At 40.4% G+C, this 25,041-nt stretch carries 17 protein-coding genes; 4 read left to right on the top strand and 13 right to left on the bottom strand.

The genetic code is table 11. From position 1 onward, the window contains the following. Positions 1-1,266: 1,266 nt before the first annotated feature. The 7 genes from ACQ4KW_RS05805 to ACQ4KW_RS05775 all read right to left on the bottom strand — a co-directional run bounded on the left by ACQ4KW_RS05805 (position 1,267) and on the right by ACQ4KW_RS05775 (position 8,808). The gene (locus ACQ4KW_RS05805; protein ID WP_430885591.1) at positions 1,267-2,679 is read right to left on the bottom strand and encodes a DNA repair ATPase; all 1,413 of its coding nucleotides are present in this window, start codon (positions 2,677-2,679) and stop codon (positions 1,267-1,269) included. Between the two features lies 1 nt (position 2,680). Beyond that, positions 2,681-4,705: a flotillin family protein gene (locus ACQ4KW_RS05800; protein WP_430885590.1), complete on the bottom strand. Its 2,025-nt coding sequence runs from the start codon at positions 4,703-4,705 to the stop codon at positions 2,681-2,683. Then, positions 4,705-5,316 carry a hypothetical protein gene (locus ACQ4KW_RS05795; RefSeq protein ID WP_430885589.1) on the bottom strand — a complete coding sequence of 204 codons (612 nt, stop codon included), beginning with the start codon at positions 5,314-5,316 and terminating at the stop codon, positions 4,705-4,707. Before ACQ4KW_RS05795 ends, ACQ4KW_RS05800 begins: the two co-directional genes overlap by 1 nt. Positions 5,317-5,695: 379 nt before the next feature. Continuing rightward, the gene (locus tag ACQ4KW_RS05790) at positions 5,696-6,181 is read right to left on the bottom strand and encodes an Lrp/AsnC family transcriptional regulator (RefSeq protein WP_430885588.1); all 486 of its coding nucleotides are present in this window, start codon (positions 6,179-6,181) and stop codon (positions 5,696-5,698) included. A 14-nt stretch (positions 6,182-6,195) separates the two neighbouring features. Further along, positions 6,196-6,642 (bottom strand): winged helix DNA-binding protein, encoded by a 447-nt coding sequence (locus ACQ4KW_RS05785; protein ID WP_430885587.1) that lies wholly within the window; start codon positions 6,640-6,642, stop codon positions 6,196-6,198. Continuing rightward, entirely contained in the window at positions 6,635-7,648 is a 1,014-nt protein-coding gene (locus ACQ4KW_RS05780) for a radical SAM protein (protein WP_430885586.1), read from the bottom strand. The genes ACQ4KW_RS05785 and ACQ4KW_RS05780 overlap by 8 nt, the downstream gene beginning before the upstream one ends. Further along, positions 7,645-8,808, bottom strand: coding sequence for a radical SAM protein (locus ACQ4KW_RS05775; protein ID WP_430885585.1), 1,164 nt, complete (start codon positions 8,806-8,808; stop codon positions 7,645-7,647). The genes ACQ4KW_RS05780 and ACQ4KW_RS05775 overlap by 4 nt, the downstream gene beginning before the upstream one ends. Before the next feature lie 319 nt (positions 8,809-9,127). Here ACQ4KW_RS05775 and ACQ4KW_RS05770 point away from each other — a divergent pair, with 319 nt between their 5' ends. Continuing rightward, entirely contained in the window at positions 9,128-11,110 is a 1,983-nt protein-coding gene (locus ACQ4KW_RS05770; protein ID WP_430885584.1) for a sensor domain-containing diguanylate cyclase, read from the top strand. A gap of 107 nt (positions 11,111-11,217) precedes the next feature. Here the strand turns inward: ACQ4KW_RS05770 and ACQ4KW_RS05765 are convergent, their stop codons facing one another. From ACQ4KW_RS05765 to ACQ4KW_RS05745, 5 genes are all read right to left on the bottom strand, one after another. Then, positions 11,218-12,027, bottom strand: a complete 810-nt coding sequence (locus tag ACQ4KW_RS05765) for an ankyrin repeat domain-containing protein (protein ID WP_430885583.1) — start codon at positions 12,025-12,027, stop codon at positions 11,218-11,220. Positions 12,028-12,030: 3 nt separating this feature from the next. Further along, positions 12,031-12,186 carry a hypothetical protein gene (locus ACQ4KW_RS05760; protein ID WP_430885582.1) on the bottom strand — a complete coding sequence of 52 codons (156 nt, stop codon included), beginning with the start codon at positions 12,184-12,186 and terminating at the stop codon, positions 12,031-12,033. A gap of 46 nt (positions 12,187-12,232) precedes the next feature. Continuing rightward, a complete protein-coding gene (locus ACQ4KW_RS05755) occupies positions 12,233-16,603 on the bottom strand; it encodes a PAS domain-containing protein (protein WP_430885581.1) in 4,371 nt (1,456 codons plus the stop codon). Next, positions 16,603-17,478: a GGDEF domain-containing response regulator gene (locus ACQ4KW_RS05750; RefSeq protein WP_430885580.1), complete on the bottom strand. Its 876-nt coding sequence runs from the start codon at positions 17,476-17,478 to the stop codon at positions 16,603-16,605. Before ACQ4KW_RS05750 ends, ACQ4KW_RS05755 begins: the two co-directional genes overlap by 1 nt. Before the next feature lie 268 nt (positions 17,479-17,746). Then, complete coding sequence (locus tag ACQ4KW_RS05745; RefSeq protein ID WP_430885579.1) at positions 17,747-20,458, bottom strand: NYN domain-containing protein; 2,712 nt, start codon at positions 20,456-20,458, stop codon at positions 17,747-17,749. A gap of 477 nt (positions 20,459-20,935) precedes the next feature. Between ACQ4KW_RS05745 and ACQ4KW_RS05740 the strand changes: the two genes are divergently transcribed. After that, a complete protein-coding gene (locus ACQ4KW_RS05740) occupies positions 20,936-21,367 on the top strand; it encodes an N-acetyltransferase (RefSeq protein WP_430885578.1) in 432 nt (143 codons plus the stop codon). A gap of 53 nt (positions 21,368-21,420) precedes the next feature. Here ACQ4KW_RS05740 and ACQ4KW_RS05735 read toward each other — a convergent pair whose 3' ends face one another. Further along, positions 21,421-23,463, bottom strand: a complete 2,043-nt coding sequence (locus tag ACQ4KW_RS05735) for an FAD-dependent oxidoreductase (protein ID WP_430885577.1) — start codon at positions 23,461-23,463, stop codon at positions 21,421-21,423. A 451-nt stretch (positions 23,464-23,914) separates the two neighbouring features. On the opposite strand from ACQ4KW_RS05735, the gene ACQ4KW_RS05730 reads away from it, so the two are divergent. Next, positions 23,915-24,352, top strand: coding sequence for a MarR family winged helix-turn-helix transcriptional regulator (locus tag ACQ4KW_RS05730; RefSeq protein ID WP_430885576.1), 438 nt, complete (start codon positions 23,915-23,917; stop codon positions 24,350-24,352). A gap of 105 nt (positions 24,353-24,457) precedes the next feature. Further along, on the top strand, positions 24,458-25,003 hold the full coding sequence (locus ACQ4KW_RS05725) for a glutathione peroxidase (RefSeq protein ID WP_430885575.1): 546 nt from the start codon (positions 24,458-24,460) through the stop codon (positions 25,001-25,003). Positions 25,004-25,041 lie beyond the last annotated feature (38 nt).

The raw sequence follows: 25,041 nt of genomic DNA, 5'->3' as shown, positions 1-25,041 counted from the left end.
AGATCATACTCTGTTCAAAGACATGTTTGTACTTGTAAACCTCTTCATGGGTGACTTCATCCCAGTAGTCTGTCCCTGTGATGTGGTAGAAGAGACGACCATCTTTTTGAACTATAGACAGATCAATGTTTTTACGGTTGACCGAGAAGTGATGCTCTCCAAGCTTTATGACATCTTCTCCATTTAGATATAAATCCTGCCTGTCTTTGAGCTGTCTGATGGTGTTCTCTTTAAGGGACTTGAGCTTGGAACTGATTTCATCTGCTCGAACGCTGTCTCCGAGTTCTCGGAGCTCTGAGATAATATCCCGAACTTTTTCAGCCATTATATCTGTGGCCAGGTAACCATTGATTTTTTCCACAGACTCCAAAGCTTTTATTCTGTTTTCAATGCCATTGATAATTCTTTCGGAAGAGTCCGATAGGGCAACAAGTCTTTTGTTGAGTTTGTCTAAAATGGCCTGTTTTTTTGACTCAAATGCACTGTAAATTTCTTCACGCTTTTCATCAAGTTTTATGACGTACTCATCGAACTCTGCAAACTTTCCTTCAAGTTCTTGAAGCTGAACCATGACCTTATTGAGAGCATTGTCACACTTTTCTTCTGTATCTGACACTTCCAAATAATTGGCCACAGCCTGGCCCAATAATTTCATCTGAGCGTTGAACTGAATGGTCATTTCACTCTTTGAAAAAGCGTCAATTTTTGTTTTTAGTTGGGCTTTGGCGTTGTTTATTTTAGAAAAGAGGGATGAAATTTTCTCAATGATCTCTGTGGAAACCGTTGGATCCTCGATCTTAAAATTGCTGACAATATCCATGAGAAGCTCCAAGTCTTCTGATGTCTTGTCCATTTTTTCAGCAAGCTCTTGTCCTTCTTGAGACTTTGTCACCTCTTCAATGCCGTTTTTCAAGTCTTCAATGGCACTTTCATAAGGCAGTAGACCATCTGGACTAATCAGGAAGTGTACACACTGCTCAGAAAATGCATCGTTTTTTTCTTTGACGCTTTTATCGAGTTTATCCACATGCTCAAGGTCCGTATACATTAAATCACGAAGGGAGACAATCTTCCCTCGTAGATTTCGTATTTGGCCCAAAACATTGACGTACTCGTCAACACTTTCAAAGGTGCCGTACTCAAGATTCTTCAAGAGTTCTTCTGTTTGCTCAGTCACTTGATCCACTTGTTTTTCAGTGGATTTTTTCATTCGAATGACTTTTTCAAACTCGCCTATGGCAAAGGTGGCTGTCTCTTTTATCTTCTTCAGGTCATCAGCCAGATGAAAGGCATCTTCCTTGTCAAGCCAAAAATAAAGGTCCAGAGTCGTCTGAGCTTCTTTAACAATATCAAGGTAGACACTTTGGTAGCTCTCGCCTTTTTGATGAGTTTTCCAATGCCCCGACAAGCTGCTATACAATTTACAACATCTTTATTGCCTATTTTATAGAGCTCGGAGTCATGGTTGCCAGCCAGTTCAAAGTCCTTGCCCACATAAGGGGTCTGCCATATCTGGACAGCATGATTTTTTCTCGGATCCTTTTCATGTCTGAACACCAGCATTTCCCCATTACAGAAATGAGAGTAACCACTGCATACAATGGGCGTATCTATGGTCTGCTCAATAATATTGTAGTTGTAAATGAGATATGTGCCACTGTCCATATTGTAGAAAATGTACTGAAAATCTTCTCCATTTGGAGATGTGATCAGTTCATCGAATACAGGGTTTTCGACAGGCACATCGAACAGTTTAAACTCTCCATTTTGCAAATAGTAGCCTTGTGGGAATATAAGACCATGCCCTCCTGGAAGAAGCTTGCATGTGTGCTCTATGGAGTCAATGCGTTGAACGCTTTTTAGCTTGTTGTTAAAAACAAAATACCTGTAGTCCTTTTCCTGATAAGGCAAAATTTTAAGGATAATGAGCTGGTCAAGGTCTGCATAATATATTTCCGCATCATCAAGGGTTTGGTCTTTATCCTCAACATCCTCAGAGTATATGCCCTTGCCCACATCGGTATTGTCTTCAACCTTTATGGTCAAGTCTCCGCCAATGGTCTCCACAAAGACTTTGTCAAGAATAGACACATGGGGGTGCATACCATTTCTTTGGTGTTCCCTGCTTGCCTTAATGAAATTGAGTTCGTTTCCAAGATGAAACTTGACCTCATGCTCACTTCTGGAATCCACATAGGTCATTTTTTTGCCATCAACCTGCCATTTGAAGGCTTTTATATCTGTTGCGCTGGTTCCCACCTGAAAAACCATATAAAAATACGGCTGCATAATGGTGAACTTTGCAAAAGATGTGTTCTTGTAGTACTTGTAAAGATCATCGAAATCCTTTTTGAACTGGTCGTCATTGATCATTTCAAGCGACTGCGCTGTGAATCCCTCTTGATCATATCTATAAATGGAAAACACATCTGCCAGTTCTACCTTTTGCTTCAGACCAATATGAACATTGTATCCAAAGAGAAAACAGTCATCCACAGGCGCCATATCCCTTGGAATACAGTTGTTGTCTGTTAAAATTCTCTCGCTGGAAAGGAGCTTTGATTCAATAGAACCAAAGACATCCTTTCTAACAGCATTTAATTTTTCTGCTTTCCCTAATAAGTCGTCCCCTTGCTTGGTCAGACGGCTTTTTATAACTTCATAAGTACCGTTATCCATATTACTCTCCAAGAGTCGTGTTCACGATATTTGCCGGAAGTTCAGCCACACCTGCTTTTTGAACTGTATCGAGCAGTTTTCCAAGCATTGTCTTGTCTGCTGTATTGGCTGATTTCATCATTTTGCCGATGGCCCCTGAAATCGTTAAGTTCATCAGGTCTTGAGAGGATAGGTTAAAACGTCCCATCGTGCTCTTGAGTTGCTTTTGGAAGTACTCAGGATCACCAGTCACAAGTGTTTCTTTAATATCCGATAGAACATCGCTATTGTCCACTAGACGGTCGATAGACTTACCTTGTGAAATAGAGCCAATGATCTTATCAAAGAACATTGTTTCACCGCCAACAATGTCAATTTTCGCTGACTTAAGCGCTTCTTGAATAACTGCGGCTTGAGCGTCTGCAATGTCTTTTTGAATATTGATTCTTGCAAGTTGAACTTCTTTTTCTTTATCAAGTTCAAGTTTGAACTCTTCGTGCTCACGGCCAACTTCATCAAGAAGTTTCATGCTGGACGCTTTTTCCTTGATGCCTTCTGCTTCAGAAAGGTACTTTCTCTTAAGGTTTTCAGCGATAACAATACCTTCTTTTTCTTTAACCTCAACCTTAGCCGCTTCGCCTTTGGCTTCTGCCATAGCTTTAGCTTCGATAACCTTAGATTCAGCAACACCGTCCACTGAGTTATCCAGAACTTTTGCATCTGCAATGACCTTAATGGCCTCCGCTTCTTTTTGTGACGATTTCAGCTTGGCATCTGCATCAATAATAGCTTTTTCAGCTTGTTTTTCTGCTGCCATCTTAGCCGCTTCAGCAGCTTTAACTTCTCTGATTTGTTGTGTTTCTGCATCTTCTTCTGCTTTTTTAAGAGCAACATTTTTAACACGATCAGCCTCAGCAAGGACACGAGTGTCTTTGATTTTTTCTTCTTCCACAACTGTGTCTTTTTCCACAGCCACTCTTTCGCGAATAACAGTCTGAACGTTCTTTCTTTCCACTTCAACTTGCTTTTCTTTCTCAATTGTCGCAAGTTCAACAAGCTTTTCTTTTTCCGTCAATTCAAGCAGCCTTTTTCTATCAACACGTTCTGTTTCAACAACTTCTGTGCTTTCTTTTGATTTTGCCGCAATAATAATCTGTCTTAGCTTGTTTTCTTCAGCAACACCAATTTCCTCTTCCGTTTTAACACGAGCAAGTTCTGACTTGAAGCGTTCTTCCTGTGCAACTTTTTCTGCTTCTGCTTCTTCCCTTGACTTGATAATGGATATTTCTCTTTTTTGCTTGGCTTCTGCCTCAGCACGTTGTTTGTCAAGCTCGAAAATAGCCTCTTGAGCCGCAACATCTTGCTGTTTGATTGTCTTTTCTCTTTCTCTTTCAATTTCATTTGACAGAATTCTTTGTTTGGCAGTCAGTTCTGTGATCTTTTTAATACCTTCTGAATCAAGAATATTATCTGCATTTAGAAGTTTAATATCCGTTTGCTCCAGAAAATCTATTGCAGCGTCATCAAGCACATAACCATTTAGGTCTGTGCCAATGATTTGTAATATTTCATCTTTGAATTTTTCTCTGTTTGTGTATAGTTCTACAAAGTCGAATTTCTTACCAACTGTTTTAAGGGCTTCAGAGAATTTCGCATCAAAAAATGCCGTTAGGGTATCTGGATCTGAACCTTGTCTACAGCCTAATGATTGTGCCACTTTAAGGACATCTTCCTTCGTTTGGTTAACACGCACAAAGAACGCCACTCGAATATCGGCACGTAGGTTGTCTTTACAAATTAGACCTTCTTTACCTTCCCTGGCAATTTCTACACGCTTAACAGCTATGTCCATAATTTCATAGTGGTGAATGATCGGAACGACAAATATACCACCAAAACATACATTTTGACCGCCTACACCATTTCTAATAATAACCTTGGACTGCTCCACCTTCTTGTAGAATCTTGAAAATAAGAATAGCAGTCCTAGGATGACCAGTATGCCTGTGCCTACTGATACAAATCCGACTTGTGTTAAAAAACCCATTAAACTTCCTCCATCTCCTTATAGAAATCATTTCCCAACAATAACTTTCCAATGTAATAAATATCTTTGTCATCTTTTTTTAGGACAAGTGCATATTCTCCTTTTTCAAAAGAAATGCCCTCAAAATGACTTTTAACATTTATTACAATGGACACACCGTCTTGGTTAATTTCTGCTTGACCAAGACGCCCATATTCCAAAGAACATAGAAGCTGGCATCTTTTATTCAGCACCCTATGTTCAATATCGTTGTTTTCCTTTTGCTCAAAATAACGAGCCTTTAAGGGCTGAACTTCAAACTTTGTGATGTAAAGACTGGCCAAAAATGCTGGAAAGAGCAAAATAAAGCTTATTATGCCTCCCGCTTGTATTGGCAAATAATATGTCAGCATCATGAGTATCCAAAAGTTTAAAATGATTAAGCTTAAAACAAGTCCAAAAGGTACGTTCCCATAGTTGACGAATAGTGCCAGCGAGTTTAAAAAACCTATGCCTTCTGCACTCTCCAAATCAACATCAATATCCATAAATTCTAAATCAAAAAAGCCCAGGGTCACCACTATCCAGTAGCACTGTATTAGAAGCAGCAACAAAGTCGGTATGACATTCACACCGCTAAACGCAAATCGTATGAGTTCCGTAACACTCCCCTCCCTCTATAAGTGAGCAAATATGGTTTCTAGACACTTATAAAGGATTATCTGCTTCTTAATCCTTATAAGTTTTAATACAACCAACATTTTCTAGTTCCAACATTTTCTATTATAGCAACTTAGATGTGTCTAATGTATAATATTAGCAAAATTGTAACCATGTATTATTCGTTTTGTATTATTTTTGTAATATGTCCCAGACATATCTTAATCGTTTTAAAGGCAGACACAAAAAAAGACCCAGCCCTTCACTTCGGTCACTGGGTCTTTCCTTTTTTATTTCGTTTATCTCTAGCCTTGTTTTTCTTTTAATTAAGCCCTTCTTCTTATCAAGTGTCTACACTGGTCTTTGTGCAAGCAAATACTTCAAATCAGGGCTTGTCTTTTTCCACTCCTTGACGGTGTATACGACTTTGTGGGGCATATCTCCTACTCTATGTATAACGTCCTCAACAATATCTTCAATATCTTTTTCACTTGTCCCATGGGCCATTCCATACAGGTTATAAGGCCAAGCCTCGCAAGTGGTTCTTTCATACACGTGGCTCACGTGCTTAAAAGACATTAGGCAGTCTGCTAAAATCTCTACCCTAGATGGGTCAACTGACCAGATTGTGAGGGCGTTGAACTTGTACCTGGTTTTGTGGTGGTAGAGAATGGGGGCAATCCGCTTTAAAGCGCCACTTTCTTGAAGGACCCTGATACGCTGTATCACTTCATCCTCACTCATACCAAGCCCACGAGCCAATTCTAAAAATGGCTGTTCTGATATAGGAATATTTCCAGAAAGGGCCTTTAATATTTTTAAGTCCTTGCTATCCAAACGCTTCACCGCCTTTACAAGTCTAAGACCACTTTTGTTTTAAATTTTTGCTTTGCCTTCAGGTCAATGAGGCACTCTACAGCCTCCATTGCCTCAACAGCCTCCAGTCTCTCATGTAGTTTTTCATCACTGGACTCCATAAGGGTGAACCATAAATTAAAGGCATCATCTCTTTCATAATTATGTGTGACACCCGTTAAGGTGTTTATTTCTAGTGCAACCTTTTCAACGTCTTCTGGTTGGACTCGAAGGCCGACAAGTGTGCTGACAACACCGAGCTCAGCAATGTTAACAATACCACCAAATCGCCGAATCAATCCCTTTTCATTTAAAGACTCAATGACTTCAATCACTTGGCTTTCAGACATATCAATCTGTCTTCCAATATCCTGAAAGGGTCTTTTGCTAATGGGCATCCCCTCCTGAATAACATTGAGTACAGCACGTTCCTTATTATTCATCAAGTCCCTCCTGTCTTTTATAGCAGTGGGCAGACATAGGGTCTGCTGTCATAAAGTCACCTGTTTTGTAGTAGGCTCGTGCCCTACAGCCGCCACAAATGTTATGGTCCTCACATGTTCCGCATAGGCCCTCATAATTCACTTGCCCCCGTAATTTAATAAAGACTTCACTTTCAGACCAAATTTCATCAAAAGCCTTGTCGCGGACATGGCCTGCTTCTATGGGAAGATATGGACAAACATGAACTTGACCACTTGGCAAAATACAGCAGTAGCTCGTCCCTGCCAAGCAACCTCTGGTAAACCTTGTTTTGACCCCCATGGATTTTGCAAGACTCATAAACTGTGGGGCGCATGTGGGCTTGAGTTCCACTTGACTGGTCCCCTGCAGGGTCATAATTTTCTTTAAGGCTTCAAAATATTCTTCATCAGAGAGTGCATTTTCCGTCATGCACTTGCCCCGTCCCGCCTCAACCAGGAAAAATGGATGGAGAGCCCCAGCCTTTAGTTTTTCTGCCATTTCTATTAGGCTGTCAATCTCATCCACATTGTCCTTTGTGATAGTGGGGTTGATCTGTATACGAATGCCTTCGTCATGGGCATTTTTTATACCAGCAAGCGCTTTTTCAAAGGCTTCCGGGGTTTGACGAAAATCATTGTGCTTTTCAGGACATACAGAGTCAAGGCTAATACCCACTGCAGCAACCCCTGCTTCTTTTAAGGTTTTGGCCCTTTCTTTTGTAATCAATGTCCCGTTTGTACCCAGTACGGGTATAAGACCCCTTGTCCTAGCGTGACGGGCAAGGTCTTCAATATCAGGACGAATTAGAGGTTCTCCCCCACTAAGAATTAGTATTTTAAAGGCCTTTGTCCTGGCAATCTCATCAATGAGCTTGTAGCCTTCCTCCGTGGTTAATTCATTAAGGGCTGGATTTTCATCTGACTCCCTATAACAATGTTTGCAGTACAGATTACATCTTTTTGTCGTATTCCATGAAAGTATCATATTTCATCATCCTTTAAGTAGCATCCAGGGTCATGTCCCCATAAATCACCGGTTGTCATATAGGCACGCGCCCTTAGGTTTCCACCGCAAATATCCAGCCATTTGCAGTTTCTGCACCGATCGTTTAAGTGATCATTTTTATTTCTGAGCTGATTCAAGGCCTCTGTGCCTTTTACCCAAATCTCCTCTAAGGACTTTTCTCGAACACTGCCGAGGGGCATAAACTTCGAAAACTGATCCGGATACACATTGCCACTCCAGTCCATATTCATAATGGCAACCCCCGAACGATTCCCCTTGTTGTTTTTAAGTTTTTCCAGCACGTTTTGAGCCAAGCCCGGATCTTTATCTTTTGTAAGTATGTAAGTATAAGGGCCATCCACATGGTTGGTTACCGTTAAAATCTCTTTCGGATCATTCACCATGTCCTGTTGATTCGTATAGTCAATAAGTGACTCTAAAAATTTTCTGGCTTCTTCAGGGGACATCATTTGATCTTGAATATCAACCCCTCTTCCAGACGGCACCAAGTGGTAAAAGCAAATACGCTTGACAGACTCTTCTTCCATAAAGCTTAAAATGCTCGGCACGTGGTACACATTATGCTTGTGAACAGTCATGCGCAGGCCAACTTTTTGGCCAGCTTCATTACAATTTCTTATGCCTTGCACTGCTTTTTCAAAGGCGCCCTTGACCCCTCTAAATCTATCGTTGATTTCTCCTATACCATCTAGACTGATTCCCACGTAGGATACCCCCAAGGATTTCAGTCTTAAAGCTGTGTCTCTCGTTATCAGGCTCCCATTTGTTGATAGACTCACCCGGATGCCAGAGGCTTTGATATACTCAATGATTTCAAAAATATGCTCATGCATCATGGGTTCCCCTCCAGAAAGAAGGATCACAGGAACCTTGAGAGCTTTCATTTGATCTATAGCGGATTTTATTTCATCAAGCCCTAGTTCTTCTTGTCCTGGGTTCAAATCGGCACTTGAATAGCAGTGCTTGCAAGTAAAGTTGCATCGCTTTGTTATATTCCACGCGACCACAGGTCCCCTGGTTGAGGTCACACCATGTTTGGCCTTTTTACAGCCAGACGCATAGCGAATTGAGTCCTGACCAACCCCAGATTGACTTAGTAAAGCGGTTATATCAATCATATTCTCTCCTTCAATTCATACAGAATCCAATTTTATTCTTAATCCGTATTTTCCCGTTTTTTATAAAATTACGCAATATATTGCCATAGTTTGCTATGATCACAACAATACCTAAAATAACCATATGTACAAGGATATTTTATAGAAACCTATAATGCCCCCAAGTTATGTATAGTTTAACACAGGACCACAAGAAAATGGCACTCTCATCCTCTGCCTTGCTGGTTTCACATACATATAAATCGGGTATACTTCCAATACTTTATTCTTATGTGTCTAATCGGGAATAGTATTTTAAATTGGAAGTGAGGTGAAGGAAATGTTAACACATAAATATATAAAGAACGCTCTAATTTTCTTCATCAGTCTCCTTGTCGTTCTTCTTATCTATATTAGCTTTCGAGATGTGAATGAAAAATATGACCATATTTTACAAGGCATCACCCATGACCTCAAAGAGACGTCAAGTGATATAAGAACCACACTCAACAATAGTGAGATTCACCTCAAACTGATCAGCAATGTTCTAGAAAGCCACCACGACTATGATGCCACCGACCACAGGGAACTTGAAAACATAGTCTACTTCAGTGATAGCAATCAATTCTATGCTGATGTGACACTTGGAGAAAAGGGGTCTAGCTTAAGTGGTACTGGAAACTTTGACACACTGGATGAAGCCATACTAGACGAAGTGTATGGCGCAGCCTTCCTAACACCTTTCTTTGAAACAGCAAAAGAAAATCTTCAAAGTATCCAGTGGATTTACTATGTGTCTCAAAACAACTTCATCAATATTCATCCTAGAGTTGCCCCTTCAGAATACATGTTTACACCCAACACAGTTACCCATGATTTTTTCACTGAAATAACCCCCACAAGCAATCCTGAAAGAAGTATTGTTGCTACAAAGATTTATGAAGACGAAGCTGGAGCAGGCATGATGGTCACACTTTCAAAGCCTATTTACCACCATAATACCTTCCGTGGTGCCCTAGCCATAGATATTACCCTTGATGAATTAGAAGAGATTGTTCAACTGGGCACCAGTACAGATAGTGAATATTTTCTCATCAACCAATACGGGGAAATTATTGCAACAAACAAAACCGATGCGAAAGACGGTGTCGTCCCTATTGCGTTCTATCTAGACACACTTGGTATTGATGAATCAGAGTTTTTCAGTCTTGAAGACAATATCTACCACCAGTTCAATGACTATCTTGTCAAAAAAATGAACATTCAGCTATTCGACTGGCAGTTAATCGTTATAAATGATTTGTCCAAACTTTATTTCAACGCCCTTGGCGACCAACTATTGATTGGGGTGGTCATATTCCTTCTTATCACAATAATATTCCAGTATAGTAAGAAAGTTCACGCCAACCTTGAAGCCTATAACAACCAATTGAAGTTTGAACAGGTCGTTAACCAAGCTGTTCAGCTTATGGCTGTGCTTGATCTTGAAGGACGAATACTCTTCGTCAACCAGACCGCTGTTTCTATGATCGATGTGGCTTCAGACCAGCTCGTTGGTGAATTTTTCTACGATACACCATGGTGGAACTGGTCTCAGGAACTCATATCCTTTATTAAATTTTCCATTGAAGAGACACGACTGGGAGGCCATCCCAAACGAGATGTGATTCACTATGATCTCAATGGTGATGTACAGCACATTGAATTTTCCATGAGTCCAATTTATAACCAGAACAATCAAATTGAATATCTTGTAGCCAATGGAAAAAATATTACAGATCGGGTCAAGCTCAACGATTCCATGAATCGTCTTCTTAAAAGTGATCCGCTTACAAACCTAGGTAACAGGCGAGCCATTATTGAAAGTATGGAAAAGGAAATTTCCAAGTTTGAAAGAAAGGGAACTTGTTTCTCTGTCCTACTTCTTGATGTGGATTACTTCAAAAATGTCAACGACACCTATGGCCACAATGTTGGTGATGAGGTTCTCAAAAGACTTAGTCAGAGTCTAAAAGACCAGGTCAGAAATTACGACGATGTCGGGCGATGGGGCGGTGAGGAGTTTATAATCGTTCTACCTGAAACGGCTTACGATGATGCCATGCAACTGGCAGAGCGAATTTGCAGTCAAATCAAAGATATGAAAATGCCATGCATGGACATATCAGATTTTGACCATATCACCCTGACCATTGGAGTTGCCGTTTATGATGAGCCTCTGGCCTTAAAAGAAATTATAAAGCACGCTGATGACGCCCTCTACTTTGGAAAGGCTCATGGTCGAAATCAAGTCGTCGGCTATCGTGATATGCAAAATGAATAGGTTATAAGACATAATTAAAATCCGTAAGAGGTGTCTTCAGTCCCTCCTACGGATTTATTACTTGAGTTTTTCATGCCTTAAGCTATGATACTGACCTCTATATTTTTCTAGTCTAAATCATCCGCCATGTTCTCTGTTTGTCTAGGAACAAACTTTCTTGCTTTGTAAGGTTTGTCATGTACAGCGCAGTAGAGCTTGCGTACAACTTCATCAATTGTATGATTATGCTTGTCATCATTATTCGATGAGGCACTGTCCCCGCTACGTTGATAAAACTCTTTTTTATGTTTTTCACCAATATCATAGGCGTTGAGCCCATCTTTTTGCACGAGTTTGACATTGGCGCCGCGATCCAACAAATCGTGTATGGCAGGTATATTCATATATCTAGCAGCCACCATAAGGGCCGTGACCCCTTCTTGGCTCTGATGGTTTATATCAGATGTTTTTTCCACCATCAGGTCGTAGGCACCAGACCCATTTCTCTTTATACTCTCAAACAATGGAATGCGACCTTTCTTATCAGTCGCCATAGAGTTTGCACCACAGGCCAGTAAATACTCTGCCACCTCACGGCCACTTGGACTGGAAAGGGCATAGAAGAGGGCTGTTTTTTCTTCCACCAACGACTTGGTATCTACCCTTATACCTGCCTGTACCGCTGTCTTTACAACATCTAAATAGTTTTTTTCACCACGTTTTCCATAATAGTTGGTTGCCGCGGCTATCATAAGAACATTTCGTCCTGATGCATCCACATAGGACCCTTTTCCAGCCTTAATATAAGACATGAGTTCATCAATACGGTCTTGATTCTCCATATGGTCAATTGAATTCCCCTTCACCTTGATCAGAATAATTTGCACCAGCATGACAAGAAATAGTCCAATAAAGATGTATACCATTAGATTATACATGAACTAGACCTCCTTCTCATCTGCAGTGAACTCATCTGGTGACACGAGTGTGTAGTATGTTTTTTTATTATAGGTCATCTTACCGCGATAAATGTATAGCCCCCAATTGACCAAGCTAAATATTATAACCAGTATCAGCCCCTGAACTGTTTCTGACATAAGCTCTCCCCCTTTTACCAACCTCAATTTAGATATAACCATCTAATTAATTCACTTTTTCTTCACCTTCTGATCCCACAACCATGTTATAAAAATCTTCAAAGAGCACTTCCATCTTCTCAATGTCAAACTCATCTGCATAATCGTATAGTTTTTGAGCATACTTCTCAAGATCTTCAGCCTTATTCTGTTTAGAGAATTCAAGAAGATCCAAGGCAAACGCTTGAATGTCTGTACCGATTTTGAGTGTGTTTATTGAAGCCCACCGGTCCATGAATTTTTCTTCAATAGCCTCTTTCAACGCTTCAGGAAGGTCATATTGACTGCCTATTTTATTATTTTTAGAACTTACATCTTGCTTTGTCACAAGATCATGCTCTAGATGTCTTGACAATTCAAACAAGAGATCATTCTTGATAAATGGTTTTCTTAAGTAGCCATCACATATATCTTTTATGCGCATTTCATCGTCCTTCATAACGGAAGCAGTCACTGCCACAATCGTCATGTCCTTGGTGTCTGGATTTTCTTTTAATTTTTTGGTGACTTCATAGCCACTCATAATAGGCATTTGCATGTCCATTAATATAATGTCTGGCCTGTAGATTTTGGCTTTTTCTAGGGCATCTTTGCCATTTTCTGATATAAAAAATTCAAATTCATACTCTCTTAAGTGACCAAGCAAAACCTCAATATTTGAGTATATGTCTTCTGCAATTAAAACCCTTGCAGGCGCAAAAACATATTGTTCTTCCTTTTTGACTTTGACAAGATCTTCATCAGGAGACACAGCGGCCTTTCTATAAGCTATGTTATTTAAGACCAGACTGAACTGAGAGCCTTGACCCACTTGGCTTTCCAGTGTGATTTCCCCGCCCATCATCGAAGCCAACTTGCGTGAAATAGCCAGCCCAAGGCCCGTGCCACCGTACTTACGCGTGCTTTGACCATCTTGCTGGGTGAAGGCGTCAAAAATTTTCTTCTGCTGATCTTCAGGAATGCCTATGCCCGTATCTTTGACACGAAAAGCAATGTCCATATCTTCGTCCCCTTGTCTAAGCACCTCCGCAGTGATCTTGACCATGCCCTCCGATGTGAATTTCATAGCATTACCAATTAGGTTGAGTAGGACTTGTTTTACGCGCACCTCGTCAATTGTAATAAAGGCTGAAAGTTTTTCATCCTGGTCACATATCAAATCAATGCCCTTTTCTCTGGCCTTCATATTAAAGAGATCCATCATTTCCTGCAGGACATTTTTCACTCGAATTTCTTCAGTGGAAATGGTCATATGGCCTGCTTCTATTTTTGACAAGTCTAAAATATCATTAATTAAATTTAGCAGATTCTTACCTGCTACATGAATGCCTTCTACATAGTTGAGCAGTTTTTCATCTTCTAATGAGCCCTTAAGAATTTCAGAAAAACCAAGAACCGCATTCATTGGCGTGCGGATTTCGTGGCTCATGTTGGCAAGAAACTCTGACTTGGCCACACTTGCTGACTTGGCCTGCTCGGCTGCTATTTTTAGTTCTTCTGAGATTTTGACTCTCTCACTAAAATTGACGTACATTTCGCCAAATATGGTCAGAAGGGCTTTTTCTTTTTCTGCATACCTGTGCTTTTCTCTTACTGAATCAAAGCCTATAAAGCCAATGAGATCATTCTTCTTAAACAGAGGAAGGGTATAAATGCTTTGTACTCCTTGGGGTTCTAATATGTCCCGAATCCCCTGATCTTCTGGCCTTGTAAGCCCACTCACATCATAGACATATAAGGCCTCCTTGCGTTTATGGGTTTCCACCCAGTCTGGAATAAAATCCAGAGGCACATCTTGCAAATTTTGGATTTCCTCTGAAATGCCTTCTTCGCACCATTCAAAGGTGTTGGAAGTTGTCTTGTTATTAAAATCATAAGTAAATATATAGGCCCGGTCAGCACTGACAAATTGACCCAGCTCTTTTAGGGCTGCATGGGTGAGTTCATCAAACTTAGAAATATCGGCGTTTATAAAGTCTTTGGAAACTTTTAAAATAATCTGTTGCAGTTCACTAAAGCGCTTCACTTTTCGTTCATTCTCTTTGGTTGCAGTAATATCTTGATGGGTGCCGTACATCATAAGGGGCTTGCCATCTTCCGTCCAGGTGGCAACCTTCCCCCTGTCATGGACCCAAATCCAATCTCCATTTTTGTGCTTCATTCTAGCTTCCACATCATAGTAAGGGATTTTGCCGGTGAAATGGTTATTCAGTGCTTGACCACTGGCTTCTAAGTCTTCTACATGGGCATACTGCATCCAGGTGTCAATGGTTGTGGGGCTTAACTCATCTAGGCTGTAGCCTATCATCTCTGCCCATCTTTCATTGAAAACCGTCTCGCCAGTTTGTACATTCCACTCCCATGTGCCCACATTGGTTCCGTTTATGATGCTGTCCAGCCTGAAACTTTTTTCTTCAAGGTCCTTTTCAATATCCTTCTGATAACTTTGGTCATATAGGTAGCCCCTAATTTCACTTACCTTGTTATTTTCACTCATAGAGAGCATGGAGAAGTCATAAAACCAGCGGTACTCCCCGCTTTTTAACCTAATTCTATAGGACTGTTCAAAGTGGTTGTCCTCATGGCTATTTTCAATATAGTCATTGATCCTATTCATATAGTTCTCGTAGTCCTCTGGATGGATAATGTCTCTAAACTTGAAATTTGGATGCATAATCTCAGATTTATCATATCCCAGAAGCTCTTTGACGTTGTCTGAAATGTAGGTCAGGGATAGCTGGTCATCAACGGTCCATACCACTATAAAAACTGGTCCTGCTGAAAACAGGTCCCTTGTGAGTTTGATTTGTTCTTCAAGGACTTTTTTACGTGTGATTTCAGAAATACTTCCCAGCATTCTAAGGGGTTGGCCATCCGGCGCCCTTGATACAACAAGCCCTCTATCTAAAACCCAAATAACTTGACCACTCGGTTTGACCATTCTGTGTTCACTTTCATAAACAGAATCGTCCTCTAAACATGAGTTAACCCGCTCGAGTACTGACGCCCTATCACCTTCATATATACATTCTAAAAAGAATTCAACAGAATGATCGTGTGTTTCTTCTTCAATCCCCAATATTTCATACCATCTGGTATTATGGTTTATACTATCATTTACTATATCCCAGTCCCATATGCCCTCGCCTGTGGCCTCTAGGGTCAGTCTGAGTTGCTCTTCACTTTCTCTTAATTTTTCTTCAGCCTTTTTCTGATCTGTCACATCGATTTGAACACCAAAATGCCCTGTGATTCTTTTTTTGTCATCATAAAAGCATACATAGTCTCCAAGCACAGACATGTCTTCGCCATTAAATCGCTTCTCATCGGTTTCTATATGGAGTTGACCAGTGTCAAAAAAATCTTTCCATAGAGCCCGACCAGCTTCTATGTCATGTTCAAAGAAATCATTGGGGGTGAGCCCTATAAAATCCTCTTCTTTTGCAACATACTGATTTAACATGGCTTGATTAACCTTGGTAATGCGCTGATGGCTGAATATATAGTCTAAAAGTTTTTCCTTATCAGAGTCATGATTCCACGCAACGGGCTCGTCAAGCATCATAAAAAAAATGCCTACAGTCGACTGTTTAAAGAATTGATCTAAATTTCTCTTGTTTTTTTCAATTTCAACTTCCATACTCTTTCTTCTATCAATATTGTGAATGAGAACAATGGCTTCTTCAGAAGACTGAGGTACGATTTGAGCCTCATAGGATTCAAGTGTTCCACCGGTCTGTGATTCATATTCGATGATGTATTTTTCATTTTTTTCTATTGATTTTTGAACATAGGCAGTCAGCCTTTTAGATACGTTCTCGTCAAACATCTGATCAAATCGCCTAGGGGATTTATTTGATGTAGGCTCTTTTCTTTTACAGTCTTGCCCAATATTGCAATTTAATATTTCCCCCTTAGCATTAACCGATAGGAGAATGTCGGGAATAGAAAGCAGAACTTGCTGAAAATACTTTTCTTGTTTTTCCACTTCATGGAGTTTGATCATTTCATTGGTGATATCTGTAAAAATTATTGAAAAGCAGGTCTTCGAGTAAGGATCCACTTCCACACGAAACCAACGATCCATATTCATGGCATATTGTTCGATTTCTGTCTTTTGACCGCTTTTCACCACCTCAGCGAAAAAATTTATCCAGTCAAAATTATCCTTATCCATATCTGGAAAGCATTCTGTAACCCTCTTGCCAATGATGTCTTCTCTTTGTATACCAATAATGTCTTCATAAGCCTTGTTGACTCTCTTAAAGACATAATTTATAGGAAGGCCATTCTCGTCGAAAATAAATTCATGGTCTGCAAAACCAAAAGAAGCGTTTTCAATTAAGTTTTCATAAAAAACCAGTTCGTTTTTATCCATTATTCACTCACCATCTGATTTCTTCCATTCTCTTTTGCCAGGTATAAAAATTCATCAGCCTTGTCAACCATTTCAAGGGCTGAAAGACTTTCATCAAATTCAATGACACCACCGCTAATGGTCAATTTGAAGTCGTTGTCAAAGTCAATTTCACTAACTTTTTTTCTAATACGTTCCGCTGCTTCTTTTCCAGCATTTAGGCTTGTGTTTGGCATGATAATGAGAAACTCTTCTCCCCCATACCGTCCCACATAGTCAGTTTCACGAACTGTTTCTCTTAGGCATTTAGAAACACTGACTAGGACATCATCTCCAAAATGATGACCATATGTATCATTGGCACTTTTAAACTTATCAATATCCGCCATAAGAATGCAAAATGGCTCTTTATAGCGAACGGACCTTTTTATTTCATGATCTAAAATTTCAAATATCCTGTTGTGGTTAAAAAGCCCAGTTAGACCATCCGTCACGGCTGCCAGCTCAAGCTCCTTAATAACTTGTGATAGTTTTAGATGGGTTTGCACTCTAGAAATGAGTTCATACTTTCTAACGGGCTTGACAATATAGTCAACGCCACCTGACCTATAAGCTTCTTTTATAGACCTCTCGTCGGTGCTGGCAGTCATAAAAATCACAGGAATATCCATAACACTTTCATCTTCTTTAAGGGTGCGACACACCTCATATCCATCCATTTCAGGCATTTGTATATCCAACAAAATTAGATCTGGTTTGATTTCTTTCGCTATTTGTATGCCTTTTTTGGCATTATTGGAAACAATAATCTGTAAATCGTCATTTTTTAAGATGCGTGCTGCCACTTTTAGGTTTTCATTGTTGTCATCTATTATGAGTGTTTTTTGGCCTTTCATGGTCTGCCCCCTTCAAGTTACTGTGAAATTTATATATGGTGTTTATGGTTTTTCCTATTATCAAACATGCTATTAAATAGGATTTGCCTTAATTGCAATCTACCCTTTTTTTGGCATATAAAAACCATTAAAAAAGTCCATGGTGTCTTCTTAACGAAGATCCATGGACTGGTCGGTACTTTATATCTACTTTTAATTCTTTAGCAAACTTGTGAATATCGTCTAATTTCTTTGCCCTAGGGCTCTTTTGATCCTACTCCAATATATTTTACTGACTGTTTTCATCTTTCATATCAGCCTGGAGTTTTTCTTTTATTTCATCTGGCAAGGCATCTGACAAGGTGTCTTTTACTTTAATTTTTCCGCTCAAATGCTCTGAGTGCAGTCTTTCCTCAGCTATGTCCACAGCATGCTTTAAGTCCCTGGCAGAAAGAAGATTGGCCCCTGCCCCCCTGATGATGATTTGCTGAAGACCATCTGATGTGGCCACAGTGATTTTATAGTTTCTTTTATTGGCATGGGCAAACTTCTCAATAAAATGATCTGCTGTTTGGGCTTCACCTGTATAAACAACTTGTATATTGTTTACTTCTTCAACGGACTCTTTACGTCCCTGAACGCGGTAGGCATCAAATACAAGCATGATTTTGCATTTTCTGATGGGCTGGTAATTGCTTAAAATATCAATGAGCTTTAATCTGGCCCCTTCCATGCTTTCGCGAGAAATTTCTTCGAGTTCAGGCCATGCATGAATAATATTATAACCATCAACAAGAAGGTACTCTTCATCTGATTCCGTATTGATTCGGCTCTGATAAGAGTGTTTTGGACTTGCAAGTGAAAGGTAGTGACTTTCTTTAGCACTGCCTTTTCTTTTCCAAATATTCTTTCGCCCCTGGTTGGCAAAATGGGTGCTGTTTATTATGGAATCAATTTCTTCTAGACTGATAAAATCGTCAGAACCCCTGTCTGCTGGTTCAAGATTCTTTTCATCTTCAAGTCCTTTTTTTGCTTTTAAATAGGCCTCCACATGCATATGGCTTTTAACTTCATCCCATGGGACGTAATAGCCCGTCCCCTTAGAACAAAAGACTGAGCCGGTCGGGTTGCCAACATCCAGCTCGGGATCATACCCCACCTGCTCAATAATTTCATCCGCATTATGGCAAATGTCATAGCCTTTTACTGCAATAGAAAGTCTGCCTTCTCCTTTTGTATAAGCATGAAGGTCTTGTTGGTAATTCTGCATCCTAGAAACGGGAGCCACTCCACTTATGATTGCCATTTCACCATCGGTCTGTTCCAAAGTACAAGTTCCATACATCTTATCAACATCGGTCATGGCCCGTCCCACCATTTGCTCTGGAAGAACAAGTTTAAACTTGTAATAGGGCTCAAGTAAGAGACATTCACCTTCCATAAGCCCTTGGCGTAGGGCCCTAAAAGTCGCCTGTCTGAAGTCCCCCCCAGCGGTATGTTTGTTATGGGCACGACCAGATACAAGGGTTACCTTTACATCGGTCAACTGTGCCCCTATTAAAACCCCTGTGTGGGTCTTCTCATTCAAGTGGGTCAGGACAAGGTTCTGCCAATTCTTATCAAGAATATCTTCACTGCAACGGGTGCCGTAAGTCATCCCACTGCCCCTTTCACCAGGCTCGATAAGCAGATGGACTTCAGCATAATGACGTAGGGGTTCGAAATGACCAACGCCTTCCACCCGACTGGCGACAGTTTCCTTATAGACTATTTCTCCATGACCATAGCTAACAAGCACTCCATACCTCTCTTCAATCAAAGACTGAAGAATTTCCAGTTGTACTACTCCCATAACCTGTATATGAATGGATTGGTGAACTTCATTCCACAGCACCCTAAGTTCTGGTTCTTCTTCTTCCAGTTCTCTTAGCTTGGGAAGAATTTGTCTTTCACTGACATCATCAGGCAAGACCACTTGATAGGATAAAACCGGCTCTAGTTGAGGAGCTGTTGACTTTTTCTCTGTGCCCAGCCCCTGTCCTGGCCTTGTCAAGCTAAGACCCGTTACAGCACATACTGCGCCTGCTTTAAGGGTGCTTTCTGTATGATATTTTTCGCCTGAATACACACGAATCTGATTTATTTTTTCAGACTGCTCCATAAGTTCAATGGTGTCTTTGACTTTGACTTGTCCACCTGTGATTTTTAAGTGGGTCAGTCTGTTGCCATCTTCGTCACGGGATATTTTAAAAACTTTGGCACCAAATGCACTGGGGTAGTCTTTTCTTTTTGAATACTGAATAAGCCCTTGAACAAAGGCCTTGGTGCCCTCTTGTTTTAAGGCTGATCCAAAGTAGACAGGAAAGGCCTTTCGCTTTGCAACAAGATTCTGTATTTGTTCATCCGACACGCGTCCTGTTTCAATATAACTTTCCATGACCCTTTCATCACATAGGGCCAGGGTTTCATCCCTTTCTTCTTTAAACTGGCTCTCTTTATCTAAAAGCTTCCCTTCATTCGTATTACTTTCTCCATCAAAGACAATACACCTGTCACTTAAATTTTTATGAATGGACGCCATCACAAAGTCCCGGCTTGTTCCGGCTTGGTCCATCTTATTGACAAATATAAAGGTTGGTACCTTATAGTACTCAAGGAGTTCCCATACTGTTTTCGTATGATTTTGAACACCGTCAGCTCCACTGATCACCAATATGGCGTAGTCTAAAACCTGCAGTGTCCTTTCCATTTCAGCGGAAAAATCCACATGTCCCGGTGTGTCGAGCAAGGTGATTTCCGTATCATCAAACTGCATGACGGCTTGTTTTGAAAAGATGGTTATACCCCGTTGTTTTTCAAGTTCATATGTGTCTAAATAGGCATCTTTATTGTCCACACGACCAATTTTTCTAATTTTGCCGCTCAAATAAAGCATGCTTTCAGACAGGGTTGTCTTCCCTGCATCAACATGCGCCAATATGCCCACTGTGAGTTTTTTCATATCTATCATATCCTTTAACGCATTTCAGGTTTTTGTAGTATCCGTGGCTTATCTTACCAGATTATAATAAGTAGAGTGATAACATCCCTATTTATCTTTTTACTGGACAATGGTTTCTATATATTATTAAAATAAGTCACATTGTTTACTAAAACCATTTTAACACACAGAGAAAATCTAATATACGCTATTGTCCTATTAAATTTCGTGAATCTAAAGATTGAAATTTTGGGGAAAATAATCGTCTGCATTAATAATTTCTTATATGCTATCTTCACTAATATTAAATCACTTTGCAGGTTTGGCAAAATCAAGACGATCCAACATATTTTTATTCCAACATGCGTTGTCAGTCCACCTAACTTGTGCTAGTCTAGAGCTATTAAAATTAAAGCGAGGTACTTATGCACAGAAGCCCATCTAATCTTATTGTGAATTTAGACAGTTAATGAATCTATATCAACAAGGAGTATTATGATGATCAGAAAGTTAAAGACTAACCCACAGGAAATTGACCGGGTCATGAACTTGTGGCTGGAATCCACAATCAAGGGCCACCCCTTTATTTCAAAAGCCTACTGGCAGAAAAACTATGCTCTCATAAGAGATGTATACATCCCCAAAAGTGATACATTTGTGTACACTGAGAATGGAGAACTCTTGGGCTTTATCAGCATTCTGGATAAATCCTATATTGGTGCCCTTTTCGTTGCCGTTTCTCATCAAGGCAAGGGCACTGGTAGAAAACTCCTTGAGTATGCCTACCAGACTTATGGAAACTTGACACTGGCTGTCTATAAGGAAAACACCCAGGCTCTTGAATTCTATATTAGGCGCGGTTTTGACATAATCGACACTCAAATCAATGAGGACTCGGGACATTCTGAGTGCATTATGGTTAAAAAATAGATATTTGTCTTTAAAAAAGTGGCTCAGACCGATAGGTCTGAGCCACTTTATATTTACATAGCCGAATTTCTATAGCGCGCCATCATTCTTGCAATGCCACCACCATTTTCAGCATTGGTAAAACCGTTAAATTTCAGCATTCTAAGGGCATAAGCGCTTCTTGCCCCAGATGCACAGTAGAGAATAATCTCTCTGTCAAGGCTTCCCAGTTCTGATAATTTGTCTTCTAAATCATCGAGGGGAATATTGATTGCGCCTGGATAAGCCCCATGGTCAAACTCTTCTTTCGTACGCACATCTATAATCAGAGGTGCATTTACATCTTCACTAGCCAGTGCATTCCCTTGGCTGTTTTCACTTTCCTTTTGAGCCCCGCCTTCCTCTTTCTCAGTGGCTTGGCCGATCTGCTTATTTTGTGGTTTTGGCAAATCCAGTGTAAAGCTTTCAGGTCTTACTGAGCGGACGTAATTTGACAAGCTGACAAATCCACCACTTACATTAATCACCTTATTAAAACCTGCCCCTTTTAAGGTCCTGAGCGCTTGGTGTCCCTTCTTCCCTGTCTTGTCATAAAGAACTATAAGTTGGTCTTTAGGCAGTTGATCCAGTGTGCCAGAAAGCATTTCAAGAGGGATGTTGAGGGCCTTGTCCACATGGGCATTCTCATAAGAGAATACATCTCGTACATCAATCCAAAAGGCCTTGTTTGTCTTTAAAAAGTCATCAAGTTCGTTCACAGTCAAGGCTGGCGAAAAGCCTGTCATCCTATTTTCTGCTGTGTATGCCGCCATGTTTATTGCATCATTGGCATTTCCCAGTGGTGGAGAGTATGCGAAGTCCATATCTGCAAGATCAGAAACTGTAAGTTTTGCGGCAACCGCTGTGGCAAGGACATCAAGCCGCCTGTCAGCACCTGCATACCCTGCAGTCTGTCCTCCTAGAACAGTGCCTGTGTCTTTATCATAAACAACAAGCACCGAAACCAATTGAGCGCCCGGATAGTATGTGGTGTGGTTCTCCTTATGGACAACTATGGCATCGGCATTAATGCCCTCAGCTCTTGCCGCCTTTAAGGAAATACCCGTAATGCCCGCAACCGCTTCAAAGACTTTAACAATTGATGTTCCAATCGAGCCCTTGTATTCATGCCTATGTCCCATGGCATTTTCTGCTGCGATCCGTCCTTGTCGATTCGCTGGCCCAGCCAGAGGAATTCTTACCTTCTTGCCTAAAACACGGTGCTCAAGTTCAATCATGTCACCAGCAGCATATATGTTGTCATCGCTCGTTTTGAGCGTCGTGTCAACGAGCAGTCCGCCAGCTGGTCCAAGTTCAAGACCTGCTTCCTGAGCCAGTTTAAGGGTTGGACGAACACCAACAGACATGAGGACCATGTCAGCAGACACTTGTGTGCCATCACTAAGTTGTACACTTTTCGCACCGACTGATTTAAGAGCCCTGTTCGTGAAAACATCAACACCATAAGCTTGAAGTTCCTCTTGTATAAAGCCTGCTATTTCCGCTTCCATAATCCCCATAACGTGGGGCATCATTTCAATAACAGATACCTTCATGCCCCTTTTGGCAAGAGCTTCCGACATTTCAAGACCAATGAATCCACCACCCACAACCACGGCAGTCTTTGGCGCATTATCAGAAATATAATTGTCTATTTTGTCCATGTCATCAAGGGTCCACAGGCTAAAAACATGATCCTGATCTGCACCTGGAAGTGGCGGTGCAATGGGTCTTCCCCCCTGGGCTAGAATAAGTTTTGTGTATTCAAATGATTTCTTCTCACCGCTTTGCTTGTTAAGGGTATGAACCACTTTAGCTTGCCTGTCAATTTGAGTTGCTTGCGTGTGGATGTAAACAGCTGTGCGGTACTGGTCGTTAAAGCTTTCAGGACTTTGAAGTATAAGCTTTGACCGGCTGTCTATGTCCCCACCAATATAATAGGGTAGGCCGCAGTTGGCAAAGGAAATATCTGCCCCTGCTTCTAAAATAGTAATTTCAGCATCTGCTGAAAGTCTTCTTACTTTTGCGGCTGCTGTGGCGCCTGCCGCCACACCACCGATAATTAGGACTTTTTCCATCTTAACACCTCGCATAATTTTTTATCTTTATAAAATTTAATCTAAGTCACTTAATCTGAGCGACTTGCAAAATTACAGATCTGTACCCTTGCTATACCATATACAGAATTTTTGATTCTTAAATATCTATATATGGTATAGCAAGGGTGCTTGATAGTTTTAGTACCGCTCAAGATACCCCTCCCCTAGGGGGTCAATTTTATATTAGGCTTTATTTTAAAACTTGTCAACCTTTATTAAAGGACACCCACTACAAATACCCACTTGATGAACGCCTTATTCATTGCAGGCACACCAGATTCCACACCTAAGAAACATAAAGACCACGTTTAGGCAGAAGAGATTCATACACATCTCGTAAAATGAGTTTGACAAATTCATTGAAAGGTATATAATAAAAATGTATTTTGATTTAGCTCAATTAAATTTAACAAAATCAAAAGGTGGGTTTATGAATAACTTTGAAAAACTAAAACTAGACAATCAACTGTGCTTTCCCTTGTATGCTTTGTCCAGAGAAATTATAAAACTCTATAAGCCCCTATTGTCAAAGCATAATCTGACCTATACCCAGTACGTTGCCATGCTTGTGCTCTGGGAGGAAGAAAAGATTGATTTCAAATCACTTGGAAAGAGACTTCACCTAGATTCGGGAACATTGACTCCGGTTCTAAAAAAACTGGTTTCCATGGACTATGTAAATAAATACAGAAGTCCTCATGACGACAGGCAGGTTATTGTTGAAGTGACTCAAAAAGGGCTTCTTTTAAAAGAGCAAATTGTAGATGTGCCCGACCAACTGCTTGGGGATTATAAGGGCGACATTGAGGATCTTATTATGCTCAAGAAGTACCTTGATAAGGTGCTTTGCTCCATGAATGAAGATTAGACCCGTCATAGCTTATATGGAATTTTAATTTCTTAAATATCTAACTATCTTATGACGAGGATTATTGAATGATATTTTACAAGACGCTTAGTTAGGAGAATACACATGAACATTTACGATTTTAATGTACAAACTATGGATGGAAAGACTATTTCCCTTCGTGACTATGAAGGTCAACCCCTTCTCATTGTCAACACAGCAAGCAAGTGTGGATTCACACCGCAATTTAAGGACCTTCAAAATTTATACGAATCCTATAAGGATGAAGGCTTCCTCGTTCTTGGATTCCCATGTGGTCAGTTCATGAACCAGGAATTTGACAACAACGATCAAATTCAGTCTTTTTGCTCCCTAGAATTCGGGGTTGATTTCCCAACGTTTGATAAGATTGATGTAAATGGTGCCGAGGCCGATCCCCTATTTGAATACCTGAAGGAAGCCGCTCCATTTGAAGGCTTTGATATGTCAAACCCAAGCAATAAGATGCTCAAGGCCATGATTGATGAAAAGTTTCCAACTTTTGCGATGGGCAATGCCATCAAGTGGAACTTCACAAAATTCCTAGTAGACAGAAAGGGCAATGTGGTTGAACGCTTTGAATCGCCTGTTGACCCTAGAGATATTGAACCTTCTTTAAAAAATCTCATTTAGAAAGATTGCCTTCCCTTAACTTATAGTTTTACAAGCGA

Origin of the sequence: Tianxiuia mixotrophica (assembly GCF_050596425.1) — a bacterium.
Taxonomy (GTDB): Bacteria; Bacillota; Clostridia; order Peptostreptococcales; family Acidaminobacteraceae.
The sequence above is the reverse complement of the archived record's forward strand: the minus strand, read 5'-3'. Positions and strand labels throughout refer to the sequence as shown.